We start from the raw sequence: 12720 nt of genomic DNA, 5'->3' as shown, positions 1-12720 counted from the left end.
CTTATGATTATCCCCAGCTCTTTAGAAGAACTCGCTGGTTATGTTGAAAATGATTCGTGTGTCTTTTTCTTCACAGCAGATTGGTGTGGTGACTGTGTTTATATTAAACCAGTTATGCCTGAGATTGAGGCTGCTTTTCCCAATTTTAAATTTATCCAAGTAGATCGTGATGCCTACATTGATCTCTGCAGTGACTGGGCAGTGTTTGGTATCCCTAGTTTTATCGTAACTGTTAATGGCAAAGAACAAGGTCGCCTTGTGAATAAAGAACGAAAAACCAAAGAAGATGTCGTTACTTTTCTAACTGAAGTAACAGACACTTTAAACTAAACCTCGATAGGAAGGTGAACATTATGGTAGAAACACAAGAATATCAAACTATCCTCGTTGGAATTGATGGTAGTGAACAAGCTCGTAATGCCTTTGACAAAGCTTTATTTGTAGCACAACGTAACAAAGCTAAAGTTGTGGTCGTGCATATTATTGAAAATCGTTTATACGGTAATATGGGATACTCATTAACAAATGCTGATTTATTACAACAGGAAACTGATCGTTCTAAAGAAGTCTTAGAAGAGTACAAGCAACATGCTATAAAAAAAGGATGTCCTCAAGTTGAGACAGTTTTAGCTTTTGGTTCGCCAAAAGTATTAATGGCTGAAGAATTACCTCAAAAATATCAAGCTGATTTGATTATGGTCGGGCAATCTGGTTTAAGTGCCGTCGAAAAATTAATGATGGGTAGCGTCAGTGACTATGTCATTCGTAACGCCCCTTGTGATGTTTTAGTAGTTAGACCTACCCTTGATGAGAAATAATAGTAGATTTATTTAAAGGAGAATATAATGATTTTTAGTTATAATAAAAAAGCAGTCGGTGATACTCTTTTAGTAACCGTTGCAAATGCAAATGGACAAGCAGTAGAAATGGAACGCCGCGGCACTATTACACGTGTCTTTTTAAAAGACTCAAATGAGACGGTTGCATGGAATATTTTTGATGCCTCAATCTTATTGCCAGATATAACTGGTAACGGTCAAATTTTCTTAACTAGCCAACAACTAGCTTCTCTAAACGATGAGCTAACTACACAAGGATTTACGGAAGCCATAACAGACGATGGTCGCCCAAAAATTGTTGTCGGTTTTGTTAAAGAATGTGTGCCACACCCAGATTCAGATCACCTCTCTGTCACTCAAACTGAGGTTGACAATGGTGAGGTATTACAAATCGTTTGCGGTGCCTCAAACATTCGTGAAGGCCTAAAAGTTGTTGTCGCTAAACCTGGCGCTATGATGCCTGATGGGCTAATGATTTGGCCTGGTGCTCTACGTGGTGTTGAAAGTCTTGGGATGATTTGTTCAGCTAGTGAATTAGCTGTTCCAAATGCTCCAAAAGCAAAAGGTATTTTAGAATTACCTGAATCTATAACCGTTGGGACAGCCTTTATTGCCAAAGATTATATTTTATAAGAAAAAAGAGTTAACCTAGTAATTAGGTTAACTCTTTTTTTACATACGTGGTAAATAAAAATTACGATTGTCCATTCCAAAGATACGTTCCGTATAGTCACCTGGTTCGATTTGTTTTAAAGAACCTAACATCATCTGAATTGAGGCATCCAAATTATCAATCTGATGAAGAACCTCTGCTTCTAAAATTTTAGGGCGAACAGGTGAGCCGTATTCTAATAAACCATGGTGAGCTAAAATAACATGTTTTAATACTAAAACATCTTCTGAATGATCGTCAATTTTTAATGTTTGACAGGCTTTCGTGATTTCTTCATTCACTAAAACAATATGTCCAACTAAATTGCCAGCCAAGGTATACTCGGTTGAAATAGGACCAGATAATTCAATAACTTTTCCTAAATCATGTAAAATAACACCTGAATAAAGTAGGGCTGGATTTAACTCAGGGTATTCTTTACAAATTGATTTAGCAATACGTAACATCGAAACAGTATGATAAGCTAGCCCGCCAGCAAAAGCATGATGATTTCTTTTGGCTGCTGGAAACTCAAAGAATTCTGTTTGATATTGAGTCAATAAATGACGGACAATCCGATTCCAATTAGCATTCGTAATATCAAAAATGGTTTGATTAATTTCTTCCATCATCTCCTCACGCTGGATTGGTGCTTTCTCCATATAGAGACTTGGTGAGTTTGGTTCTTCTTCAGTTGCCAGTCGTAAGTGTAAAATTTTAATTTGAGGGTTACTTTGATACACTTCACGTTTTCCTCCCAACATAACAACAGAGCCCGCTACAAAACGCTTAATTTCTTCTTCTGAAGCATCCCAAAATTTTCCATCAATGCTTCCTGATGTATCTTGAAAGGTAAAGGCTATAAATTTTTTACCATTTTTAGCCATACGTACATCAGCTTGCTTAACTAATACAAACATCTCAAAAGCTTCATCAATTGCTAATTCTCTTAATTTTTTCATTATCCCTTCATCCTTTCATTAAAACTAGCTACCTAGTTTTTTGACGCTAATAGTGTATCCACTCTATCAGCTGACATAAATAAGTTTATCTCATAAGAAAATAAGAGTCTATCACTAAATGTGATGGACTCTTATTAAATAAATTAGTCGCTTAAGCTTCTGAATATAATTCTTGAATTGGTTTCATAATGATACGATTCAAATCATTTACAATCATGCTGAAGCCTTGTTCTTTTGTCATTAATTCACTAATTAAATCAGATGCTTGAACTTTTTCAGCTAGTTCTTGAGCTTTAGTAGCATCTTCATCTGAGAATTCGCCACCTTGCATTTGTTTTTGTTGCAATTCCATTTGCAATGTTTGGAATTCTTTAAATAATTCAAACGATGCCTCATCAGCTTTAACGGCTGCAAAAGCGTCTTTTAACGCAACAAATTCTGGTAATTCGCGGATTTCTTTCTCAATTTGGTTAGCACTATCATAAATATTAACTGTCATAGTAAATACCCCTTTTCTCTCTATTTCTAATCTTTACTAGAATAACATTTTTCCTGCTTTTTTCCTAGCCTTTCAGCTTAAATTAACGATTTTAAACAAATAAATGAGAGACTTTTTATTGGTTTACCTTATTCCATAAACTACCTAGTTGATCACGGAATTCACGTGCGCCTTCTTTCAATTGACCACCCAAATCACCCGCACCTTCTTTCAGACGTTCACCAACATAGTCAGTTCCTTCTTTGACTTTATCACCTAACTTGGCTAAGTTTTCTTGGAATTCAGCTTTCATTTTTTCTGTCTCTTCTTTGTTGTTTGCCTCTTCTTCTTTCAGAGATTGACTCACATCTGCCACTTCAAATGGCGTCTGTGGGGAATGGCTCAAAATCCGTTGAGCTTGGTCTTTGAAAATCAAAGAGATTCCTTGACTACTTGTCCCGGTCAAATAATGAATCTCACTGCTTTCATCAAAGCCAATCCATGTAGCAATCACAACATCAGGTGTATACCCAATAATCCACTGATCTTTTGATTGTGAGTCAACATTGACACTTTCAGTTGTCCCTGTTTTACCGGCGATTTGATACCCATCTGGTTTAGCATTTACCCCTGTTCCAGAACTAAAAACACCTTGTAACATACCTGTCATTTTATCAGCAACCTCTGGGGTCGTCACACTTTTTACTTTGGCTTCTTCATTGTCAACCACGACTGCTCCTGTGGCATCAACTATTTTACGAATAAAATGAGGGTCTCTTTTTTTACCTTCATTGGCAAATACTGTATAGGCACTTGCCATTCTTAAAGGAGTCGTTCCCTTAGTCATCCCACCTAGAGCCAACCCTGGATAATGATCTTTTTCATCGAGTTTAATCCCAAATTTTTCAACTTTTTTCGCACCAACCTCAATGCCAATTTTATTAAACAACCATACTGCAGATGGATTTAAACTATCTGCAATAGCTTGATACATCGGCACTTCACCCCGATAGACATTATCGTAGTTTTCAACATCATAAAAACTTAATTTCTCATCTTTTAACATATCATCTGGTTTGTAACCGGACTCCAAGGCTGGTGTATAAACAGCCAAAGGCTTCATCGTCGAACCAGGTGATAAAGAAGACTGAGTAGCTCGGTTTAGACCACGCGTCACATGTTCGCCCCGACCTCCTACTACGGCTTGAACCCCTCCTGTTTTTGGGTTTAAGGCAATCGAAGCACCTTGAACTTTTTCACCATCTTCTGCATCTTCTGGAAAAAGATCATCGTTTTTAAAGGTCGTATCCATGTCTTGCTGATACTGCTGATCTAAGGCTGTATAAATTTTATACCCTTTATTTAATAAATCCTCATCTTTAATTTTATAACGAGATTCAGCTTCGTTGATAACAGCGTCAAAATAATCTAAATACTGATACCCTTTTTTATCTTCATAGTCATCTGATAAATACAACTCATCTTTTTGCATCTGTTCAGAAGACGCCTGCTCAATCTTACCATTTTCTGCCATCACCTCTAAAACGGTATTACGACGATCTTTGGCTGCCTCAAAATTGTCAATTGGGTTAAAAATGGTCGGGCCTTTTAACATCCCAATAATGACTGCTGCTTCATCTACCGTGAGATTAGCTGCATTTTTACCAAAATATTTATGCGAGGCATCTTCCACTCCCCAAACACCATTTGCAAAGTAAGCATTGTTGAGATACATCTCCATGATTTCATCTTTTGAATACTTTTTCTCAATTTCAATCGCTAAAAATAATTCTTTCGCTTTTCTATTTAAGGTTTGGTCTAGTGTCAAATAGGCATTTTTAGCTAATTGTTGTGTAATCGTACTACCTCCCCCAGTAATATGACCTCTCGTTAAAACGCCAACAACCGCTCTGGCTATTCCTCTAACATCAAAGCCCTTATGTTCATAAAAGCGTCGATCTTCAGTTGAGACTAAAGCATCAACCAAATTAGGTGATATTTTATCTAACTCAACAAAGGTCCCTTTTTGCCCATATAAGGTTCCAGCCTCTTGATCCTCTTGATCATAGACAGTTGTTACTTGTGACAGCCCTGCTTTTAACGTTTCTACATTGGCACTTTTAGCTAGATAAAACAAATAAATACTCGTGACTAACATCACTGTTAACGTCACTAATACAATGATTTTATTAATCTGATACTTCTTCCAAACTCGCTTACGCCAATGGTGAAACTGGATAAGATAAGGCTTTAACCACATCCAAAATTTGTGTAGAGACGCTTTAATACGCTCTGTTAGTTTTTTTTCATCCATCTTCTCACCCCTCAAACAATCCTTCATTTACTCATAAAATGATTATTACTATAGTTATTTTATCATATATTTCACTTAATAAACTGGGCCCTAAGTCTGATGTTCTTTTGAGCTCTGTGCTTCATCATACCATGAAGTTATTCAAAAAATGTGATACAATGCATAAGAATTACTGATTTTTAACATTTTTTACACTAATTTAAAGAATACTAGAGGAGCAACTTACTTAATGGAATATACCTTAACACTACCAGAAAATTTTGAATCAATGGATCTAGCCAGCTTATTAGAAAATGTTTGGTTAGTCCCCCGAAAAGTTCGTCACTTTTTGAGAACACGCCGCAATGTCCTTGTTAATCACCAAGTACTTCCATTCCATGAACAGGTAAACGCTGGAGATATTATTACATTAACCTTTGAAGATAGCGACTATAAACAACCTGAGATTGCCTTAGGTTCTAGCCAAAACGTGACAGTTTTATTCGAAGATGATCATCTTATAATTGTTAATAAACCTTATGGTATGAAAACACACCCTAACACACCTGAGGAAAATCATACCTTACTCAATCACGTAGCAGCTTATCTTGAACCAGTTGATCAGCTACCTTATGTGGTACATCGTTTAGATAAAGATACCAGTGGCGCCATTGTCTTTGCTAAAAATCCTTTTATCTTACCTATTTTAGGTCGGATGTTAGAAGCTAAAGATATCACCCGAATCTACCAAGCTCTTGTCAGTGGCAATTTGGATGAAGGTCGCTTTACAATCAATAAAAAAATCACAACTGATCGCCACGACAAACGTAAACGGATCGTTTCAACTACTCATGGTCAAGAAGCCATCACTCATGTGACTGTTGAAAAATCAGAAAATAATGAAGCTTACGTCCTATGCGTCTTAGAGACAGGTCGTACACATCAAATTAGAGTTCACTTAGAGAGTATTGGTCATCCTATCTTAGGAGATCCACTTTATAACCCTCGACCACAGCAAGCCTCGCGCTTGATGCTCCATGCCAAAACTTTACAGCTTGAGCATCCCTTTACTAAAGAGCTGATTACAGTTCAAGCCGAACCAGGCTTATGGTAAATAAAAAAAAACGACCATAAGGTCGTTTTTTTTATTTTAAGTAAGCTAAAATAAAATCATTGATTATTTTAGCTTCCTCATTAGAATGTGTGATAATCGATAACGTGTTAGCTCCAGCCAATGTCCCAGCGACTTCTGGCATCTCTAAATCATCAATAATTGCTGCTAAAATATTAGCTGCACCTAAATACGTCTGAATAACCACCATAAACTGGACTTGACTAACTTTCTCCACAGACTCCTCGATTACTTCTTGAAGTCTCTCCCGAGTATTATTTTGACCTTGATCAATTAAAACATATTTGACAGTCCCTGATTCGGTATGACCTTTAACAATTCCTAATTCTCTAACATCACGTGAAATAGTTGCTTGGGTAGCTTGAACACCTTCGGCTTTTAAACATTGAATCAAATCATCTTGGGTTTCAATTTCATTTTCTTGAATAATTCTTTTAATGATTGCTTGTCGATTGCTTTTTTTCATAGCTCACCTCTCCTATTCTTATCTCACTAAGTATACCAAATTTTCTTTGATAGCACTTACTTTTTTTACTACTTTCCACTAATTTGTTGCACCACACCAGAAGACTTCCTAGCTAATTAGATAGTATTTCATCTCATTTTTTGGTATAATTATTCAAGTATATCATCATTTATACTTTTAATAATTTATTGAAAGTAAGATTAAGTGATTGAGTCACTCTCTCACTTATTAAGACAAACTATTTGGAGGCCTAATTATGAATGAAAGAACTGTTGTTGCACAAGCTCTTAGTCAAGCCTTATCTGACTATCTAACACTTGAAGAAATTTTGAACCTATTAGAAAACCCAAAAACGACGCAACATGGTGATGTTGCTTTTCCGGTTTTCTCTCTAGCTAAAGTCCTACGCAAAGCACCACAAGCAATCGCCGCTGATTTGGTAGCGGATATTCCAGATGAGGCTTTTGAAAAAGTTGAGGTAGTTGGACCTTACATCAACTTCTTCTTAGACAAAGGTCAAGTTAGCCATGCGACATTAACTGAAATCGCTGAAAAAGGGTCTGATTTCGGTAAAAATAATACTGGACAAAACCAACAAGTCCCAATCGATATGTCATCACCTAACATTGCGAAACCAATGTCAATGGGTCATTTACGTTCAACTGTTATTGGAAACTCTTTAGCAGAGATCATGAACAAAAATGGCTACCAATCAATTCGCATCAATCACTTAGGGGATTGGGGAACACAATTTGGTAAATTAATGGTCGCTTATAAAAAATGGGGTTCTGAAGAAGCCGTTAAAAAAGCACCGATTCAAGAATTATTACGTTTATACGTTAAATTCCATGAAGATGCTGAAACTGATGCAACATTAGAAGTTGAAGGTCGTGCATGGTTCAAAAAACTAGAAGATGGCGATGAAGAAGCCACTGCTTTATGGGAATGGTTCCGTGACGAATCACTTAAAGAATTCCAACATGTTTATGATTTATTAAAAATTAGTTTTGATTCTTATAACGGTGAAGCATTCTATAATGATAAAATGCAACCTGTTATTGACTTATTACAAGAGAAAAACTTACTTATATCTAGCCAAGGTGCAGATATTGTAGATCTTGAAAAATATGACTTGAACCCTGCCCTAATCCGTAAATCTGATGGTGCTACTCTTTATATCACACGTGATTTGGCAGCAGCTTTATACCGTAAAGAAAACTACAACTTTGCTCAAGCTTTATATGTTGTAGGAAATGAACAATCTGGTCATTTCAAACAATTGAAAGCCGTTCTTAATGAATTAGGTTTTGAATGGGCAAACGATATTCACCACATTCCATTTGGTCTAATCACAAAAGATGGGAAAAAATTGTCAACACGTAAAGGTAAAATCGTCTTATTAGAAGAAGTTTTAAATGAGGCAATCGGCTTAGCTAAAGCTCAAATCGAAGCGAAAAATCCTGATTTAGCCAACAAAGAAGAAGTCGCTCACCAAGTAGGTGTTGGGGCAGTTATCTTCCACGATCTTAAGAACGATCGTCTAAATAACTTTGATTTCTCTTTAGAAGAAGTTGTTCGTTTTGAGGGTGAAACAGGACCTTACGTTCAATACACACACACACGTTGTGCCTCAATTTTACGCAAAGCTAACTTTGAAATGGAAGCCGGCGCTAACTATTCACTAAATGATCCTGAAAGTTGGGAAGTTATTAAGTTATTACAGGCTTTCCCTGCAACAGTTGCTCGTGCAGGCGATAAATACGAACCATCAATTATCGCTAAACATGCCATCCAACTAGCTCAAGCTTTCAATAAATATTATGCACATGTTAAAATCTTAAATGAAGATAGTGACCTATCTTCACGTTTGGCTTTAGTTCATGCCGTAAAAATTGTTTTAAAAGAAGATTTACGTCTATTAGGTTTAGAAGCACCTGAAGAGATGTAATAAAAAAGCAACCTCTGTTATATTAGAGGTTGCTTTTTTTTATTTAGAAAAATCAATTTTTTTATTAACGTAATACATTATTGGTGCTGATAGGGTCATAATAATCAACTCACTTAAAGCTAGACTACCATAGGTTGCCCAAAATGGAATAGGGACTTCTGTTGTAATCACAATCATCCAAGCAATCAATACCATGCTAATAGTAAAGAATAGGGTGTTCATAGCTAAACGGATTTTAACATTGGGTACGTAACGTGTTAATAGTGCTGTTAGACCTAATGCAAGAAAAGTTTGCCCACCACCAAATAAAACATCTAACCACACTAATTCTGAGAATAATAAATTGTAAAGGACTACCCCTCCTACAACTCCCCACATTAGTTTCTTATTAAATACAACTAAATGGTTTAAACTTTCTGATATCCTAAACTGAATAATCCCTTGTGAAAAGGGTGATACTAGTGACAGCGCAACATACATTGCTGCGATAATACCGTTCAAAACTAATACCTTTGTTTTTTTACTTGTCGCCATCTTATTTTCCTCCTCCTAGTTTTGATGACGCGGGATGGTAGATGAACCGCGTGTGGAGCATACCATTAGCTAACTGAATTTACAGGCTCTGACGTATATGACCCTCTTGGATTATAGTCCAAAATACCTATAGTTGCAATAAGATTACGTCTTAATACTTATCAGACTCCCTTTCTAAAGTCTTTTTTGATATACTTTATAAGATGAAAGGAGTCGCTATGATTGACTTACACTTGCACCTTATTTTAAATAAAAAAGCCGGAAGTGGGAACGGTCTAAAAATTTCGAAAAAAATTACCACACGATTAAAACAATTAAATATCATATATCACACTTATACAACTGACTATCAAGGTCATGCGATGGCTATTACCAAAAAACTCTTAACTGACACCTTACTTCCTTGGAAGAATGAATCCAGTGATAAAACAACTCCTTTTCCCTTACTAGTCGTTGTGGGAGGTGACGGGACTTTACACGAAGTCATCAATGCCCTAGCAAATAATTTTGATATCCCTCTTGGCTATATCCCGGCAGGTTCTGGCAATGATTTTGCTCGAGGTGTCAACTTAAGCCAAGAGCCATTAACAGCTCTTAATCACTTATTAACCTGTGAAAAACCACAACGCTTTAATCTCTTACACTATCACAATCATCTTACAAACCAAGAGCGATGGGTTAATAATAATGTCGGAATTGGGATTGATGCTGCAATCGTTTCACAAGCAAATCACTCGAGATTAAAAAAATTATTGAATATGTGCCACTTAGGGTCAATGAGTTATTTGTTGGCTGCTAGCTCTGTCATTTTCAAACAAAAAGGCTTTCCTCTTACTGTTGAGTTTGATGGTAAAAAAATCGACTATCCAAACGCTTTACTTTGTACAACAACTAATCATCCTTATTTTGGAGGTGGGCTTGCCTTAGATCCACTAGCAAATCCCCAAGAGGCAAATATGTCTTTAATCGTTGTCGATTATCAACCACCCTATCGTTTAATCGGTCTAGCTGTTAAACTCTTAAGACAGACTCATTTTACATCACCTAACGTTCATCATTATCGAATGACCGAATTAAAGCTAAGTTCGTCAACAGCTCAATTTGGTCAAGCAGATGGTGAAGAACTAGGTCAGGCACCACTAAAACTGACCTTCTCCACAAATGAGCGGTTCTTTTGGTTGTAACGATCTCCTTTCTTTTTCTTAACTATCTCTGACTATGGCGATCAGTTTAAGAAAAAGAACAGGTAAGATAGTCAAAATTAAGGTTTGTGATGGCAACCAATCTAAGTTTAGTTGCCATCACAAACCTTAAGCTCATTCTTTTAAACTAATATGAAAAAAGCACCTACCTTTAAAAGTAAGTGCTTTTTTTATTAGAAATGACTGCTAATTTAGTAACACTAGTCATTATTTAAACACGTAATAACTCTTAGTACTTGCCCCTTTCATGCCAGCGTAAGAGGTTAGGATTAACGCTAGCATCGCGGCTACAAATGCTAAGCCAGACATTTTAGCTGCTGTATTTGACGCATCTTCTGCTGTTTCGCGTGCTTCTTTAACCTCTTTATCTAACTCACTCCTTAGTTGGTTAATATCTTCTTTCAACTCTTCAATTTTTTTAGAGGCTTGACTACTTGCTTTATCATACTCTGTCATAATATTAGAGACTGCTTCTTTGGCTTCGGCTTCAGTCAAATCAGTATTTTTAGCAACAGAACGAGCCACCGCTTCCTTATCCAAAGCTTCTTTCATATCAGTCACTTGATTTTCTAAGTTCTTAGATAAATTATCGATCGCTTGATCTGAGTTTTCCGGTTCTGTTACCATCTGTTTGCCAGCTTTTTTCAGATAGTCTGTTGATTTATTTAGTTCTTTTTTTAAATAATCAGGTTGTAGCTCTGGGATATCTGTTTCCTTAAGACCACCCTTAACTGCTTGATTTAATTTATCAGTGTCGATCTCGTCACCTAAATTAGTAGCCAAGTCAGTGACACCACTAGCAGAAATCTGAACAACTTCTGTGATCCCATCGCCAACATCAGCAACAGCATTACCAAATAGGGAGCCAAGGTTAGATAGTGCCCCGACTGTCGCAAAAGTTAAGACCACTATTAATAATAAAAATGAGGCTGCCCATGTTAAAAATCCATGGATATAACCTGATTTTTTAGCAGTCGCCCCCGAAACAAAACCTGCTCCTAAAAACGACAGTAAGAACGTAAGAATCGTCCAAGTAATTAGACCTGCTCCAACATGTTCAAAAGGTTTATCAGAAGTAGGCGCAACCGTTCCAAAGCCAATCGCTGAACCAATAAAGGATAAGAGGATAAACAGTGAAAAGAACGTCATCACACCTGCTAAAATAGCCCCCCATGAAAGTGACTTACCTGCCTGGTTATTTCTTTGATCATCTACTAATAATTCTTCTCTCACAACGTTATTTGTACTGATTTTATTTTCTTCATTGATCGTCATCTTAAGTATCTCCTTTCTTATTTAGAGTTATTTAATACCTGATATTTCCCAGCACTTTTTAGTTTTTTCTTTTCTTTTTATCTGCTTTTTGATTATTTTTAGTTAACCATTTGTTAAAAGCATAGGTAGCTGCTGTTGCAATTAAAAATTTACTAACTTTACTTTTATTTTCCATTAATTTTTTTTGCATGTCGCATTCTCCTTCCATCTCTCACTCTCATTATTTTTTATTTGGTTCTGTTAAAGGACTTAGTGGTTCATCTTTTTTAGGGTTAACCAACGGTTTAGGTGGATTCTTTTCTTCCGGTTCTACTAAAGGTGATTCTTTTGTCTCTTCTACTTCATTATTTTTATCATGTTTGATTGTCATCTGATTTCTTCCTTTCTAAATCCGAATAGTTTATTTAAAACAAAAAGCACCCAAAACTGTTTTACTAGTTTTGGATGCAGTCATGTCAATAATAGGGATGGTTGTACAATACCTTGTCCAAAACCTTTATTTTTATGTCGCTTACTTTTTATTAGTTTATATTTCTTCACGCTTGTTAGCGTTAAGTCTGATTGTTACTATATTTCTAGTTAATCAACATGACACTCACTTAATTTCGTTTAGCCATATTACTCATAACAAGTGACACCACTAAAACTAAAATAATAGCGCCCACTAGAGATGGTAACAGGGAAATACCAGCTAACCTCGGCCCCCATGTTCCAAATAAAGATTGGCCTAACCAAGAACCAATCAATCCAGCTAGAATATTACCTAACCAACCAGAAACAGGGATACTCTTAGAAGTTATTGCACTCGCTGCTGCTCCAATAAGTAATCCTACTATCATCATAGCCAATAAATGCATACTATCTTCTCCTCCATGTTTTGACTTTATCAACAATTGAAAAGCGCTTTTCTTTTGCTTAAATACATCGTACTGTAATCAA

Annotated in this window: 15 protein-coding genes; 6 read left to right on the top strand and 9 right to left on the bottom strand. The window is 36.3% G+C overall.

The genetic code is table 11. The annotated features are described in order from the left end of the window. Positions 1-3 precede the first annotated feature (3 nt). Genes OL234_RS02085 through ytpR form a run of 3 tightly spaced genes read left to right on the top strand, consistent with a single transcriptional unit; the run spans position 4 to position 1472 of the window. Entirely contained in the window at positions 4-330 is a 327-nt protein-coding gene (locus tag OL234_RS02085) for a thioredoxin family protein (protein ID WP_275469521.1), read from the top strand. A gap of 23 nt (positions 331-353) precedes the next feature. Then, positions 354-818 (top strand): universal stress protein, encoded by a 465-nt coding sequence (locus OL234_RS02080; protein WP_275469520.1) that lies wholly within the window; start codon positions 354-356, stop codon positions 816-818. 27 nt (positions 819-845) lie between these two features. Further along, a complete protein-coding gene (gene ytpR, locus OL234_RS02075) occupies positions 846-1472 on the top strand; it encodes a YtpR family tRNA-binding protein (RefSeq protein WP_275469519.1) in 627 nt (208 codons plus the stop codon). Between the two features lie 39 nt (positions 1473-1511). On the opposite strand, the gene OL234_RS02070 is transcribed toward ytpR, so the two are convergent. The 3 genes from OL234_RS02070 to OL234_RS02060 all read right to left on the bottom strand — a co-directional run bounded on the left by OL234_RS02070 (position 1512) and on the right by OL234_RS02060 (position 5245). Next, positions 1512-2453 carry a 3'-5' exoribonuclease YhaM family protein gene (locus OL234_RS02070; protein WP_275469518.1) on the bottom strand — a complete coding sequence of 314 codons (942 nt, stop codon included), beginning with the start codon at positions 2451-2453 and terminating at the stop codon, positions 1512-1514. 151 nt (positions 2454-2604) lie between these two features. Beyond that, entirely contained in the window at positions 2605-2952 is a 348-nt protein-coding gene (locus OL234_RS02065; RefSeq protein WP_275469517.1) for a YlbF/YmcA family competence regulator, read from the bottom strand. Between the two features lie 115 nt (positions 2953-3067). Then, positions 3068-5245, bottom strand: coding sequence for a transglycosylase domain-containing protein (locus tag OL234_RS02060; protein ID WP_275469516.1), 2178 nt, complete (start codon positions 5243-5245; stop codon positions 3068-3070). A gap of 229 nt (positions 5246-5474) precedes the next feature. Between OL234_RS02060 and OL234_RS02055 the strand changes: the two genes are divergently transcribed. Then, positions 5475-6338: an RluA family pseudouridine synthase gene (locus OL234_RS02055; RefSeq protein ID WP_275469515.1), complete on the top strand. Its 864-nt coding sequence runs from the start codon at positions 5475-5477 to the stop codon at positions 6336-6338. A 31-nt stretch (positions 6339-6369) separates the two neighbouring features. On the opposite strand, the gene argR is transcribed toward OL234_RS02055, so the two are convergent. Further along, positions 6370-6822 carry an arginine repressor gene (argR, locus tag OL234_RS02050; protein WP_275469514.1) on the bottom strand — a complete coding sequence of 151 codons (453 nt, stop codon included), beginning with the start codon at positions 6820-6822 and terminating at the stop codon, positions 6370-6372. A gap of 256 nt (positions 6823-7078) precedes the next feature. Here argR and argS point away from each other — a divergent pair, with 256 nt between their 5' ends. Next, complete coding sequence (argS, locus tag OL234_RS02045) at positions 7079-8770, top strand: arginine--tRNA ligase (protein WP_275469513.1); 1692 nt, start codon at positions 7079-7081, stop codon at positions 8768-8770. Positions 8771-8809: 39 nt separating this feature from the next. Here argS and OL234_RS02040 read toward each other — a convergent pair whose 3' ends face one another. Next, positions 8810-9304 (bottom strand): QueT transporter family protein, encoded by a 495-nt coding sequence (locus tag OL234_RS02040; protein ID WP_275469512.1) that lies wholly within the window; start codon positions 9302-9304, stop codon positions 8810-8812. A 218-nt stretch (positions 9305-9522) separates the two neighbouring features. On the opposite strand from OL234_RS02040, the gene OL234_RS02035 reads away from it, so the two are divergent. Then, the gene (locus OL234_RS02035; protein ID WP_275469511.1) at positions 9523-10488 is read left to right on the top strand and encodes a diacylglycerol/lipid kinase family protein; all 966 of its coding nucleotides are present in this window, start codon (positions 9523-9525) and stop codon (positions 10486-10488) included. Between the two features lie 225 nt (positions 10489-10713). Here the strand turns inward: OL234_RS02035 and OL234_RS02030 are convergent, their stop codons facing one another. The 4 genes from OL234_RS02030 to OL234_RS02015 form a co-directional block, all read right to left on the bottom strand. After that, on the bottom strand, positions 10714-11781 hold the full coding sequence (locus OL234_RS02030; protein ID WP_275469510.1) for a hypothetical protein: 1068 nt from the start codon (positions 11779-11781) through the stop codon (positions 10714-10716). A gap of 58 nt (positions 11782-11839) precedes the next feature. Beyond that, positions 11840-11971: a hypothetical protein gene (locus tag OL234_RS02025; protein WP_275469509.1), complete on the bottom strand. Its 132-nt coding sequence runs from the start codon at positions 11969-11971 to the stop codon at positions 11840-11842. 30 nt (positions 11972-12001) lie between these two features. Then, positions 12002-12151: a hypothetical protein gene (locus OL234_RS02020; protein ID WP_275469508.1), complete on the bottom strand. Its 150-nt coding sequence runs from the start codon at positions 12149-12151 to the stop codon at positions 12002-12004. 229 nt (positions 12152-12380) lie between these two features. Then, entirely contained in the window at positions 12381-12638 is a 258-nt protein-coding gene (locus OL234_RS02015) for a GlsB/YeaQ/YmgE family stress response membrane protein (protein WP_275470096.1), read from the bottom strand. Positions 12639-12720: the final 82 nt, after the last annotated feature.

It is taken from the genome of Vagococcus intermedius (genome assembly GCF_029144185.1).
GTDB classification, from domain to species: Bacteria; Bacillota; Bacilli; order Lactobacillales; family Vagococcaceae; genus Vagococcus_D; species Vagococcus_D intermedius.
This window is presented reverse-complemented; position numbering and strand designations above follow the sequence as displayed.

Bases quoted from the DNA above. Each gene is read 5' to 3' on its own strand.
- OL234_RS02085 (WP_275469521.1), top strand. From the start codon at position 4: ATGATTATCCCCAGCTCTTTAGAAGAACTCGCTGGTTATGTTGAAAAT.
- OL234_RS02080 (WP_275469520.1), top strand. From the start codon at position 354: ATGGTAGAAACACAAGAATATCAAACTATCCTCGTTGGAATTGATGGT.
- ytpR (WP_275469519.1), top strand. From the start codon at position 846: ATGATTTTTAGTTATAATAAAAAAGCAGTCGGTGATACTCTTTTAGTA.
- OL234_RS02070 (WP_275469518.1), bottom strand. From the start codon at position 2,453: ATGAAAAAATTAAGAGAATTAGCAATTGATGAAGCTTTTGAGATGTTT.
- OL234_RS02065 (WP_275469517.1), bottom strand. From the start codon at position 2,952: ATGACAGTTAATATTTATGATAGTGCTAACCAAATTGAGAAAGAAATC.
- OL234_RS02060 (WP_275469516.1), bottom strand. From the start codon at position 5,245: ATGGATGAAAAAAAACTAACAGAGCGTATTAAAGCGTCTCTACACAAA.
- OL234_RS02055 (WP_275469515.1), top strand. From the start codon at position 5,475: ATGGAATATACCTTAACACTACCAGAAAATTTTGAATCAATGGATCTA.
- argR (WP_275469514.1), bottom strand. From the start codon at position 6,822: ATGAAAAAAAGCAATCGACAAGCAATCATTAAAAGAATTATTCAAGAA.
- argS (WP_275469513.1), top strand. From the start codon at position 7,079: ATGAATGAAAGAACTGTTGTTGCACAAGCTCTTAGTCAAGCCTTATCT.
- OL234_RS02040 (WP_275469512.1), bottom strand. From the start codon at position 9,304: ATGGCGACAAGTAAAAAAACAAAGGTATTAGTTTTGAACGGTATTATC.
- OL234_RS02035 (WP_275469511.1), top strand. From the start codon at position 9,523: ATGATTGACTTACACTTGCACCTTATTTTAAATAAAAAAGCCGGAAGT.
- OL234_RS02030 (WP_275469510.1), bottom strand. From the start codon at position 11,781: ATGACGATCAATGAAGAAAATAAAATCAGTACAAATAACGTTGTGAGA.
- OL234_RS02025 (WP_275469509.1), bottom strand. From the start codon at position 11,971: ATGCAAAAAAAATTAATGGAAAATAAAAGTAAAGTTAGTAAATTTTTA.
- OL234_RS02020 (WP_275469508.1), bottom strand. From the start codon at position 12,151: ATGACAATCAAACATGATAAAAATAATGAAGTAGAAGAGACAAAAGAA.
- OL234_RS02015 (WP_275470096.1), bottom strand. From the start codon at position 12,638: ATGCATTTATTGGCTATGATGATAGTAGGATTACTTATTGGAGCAGCA.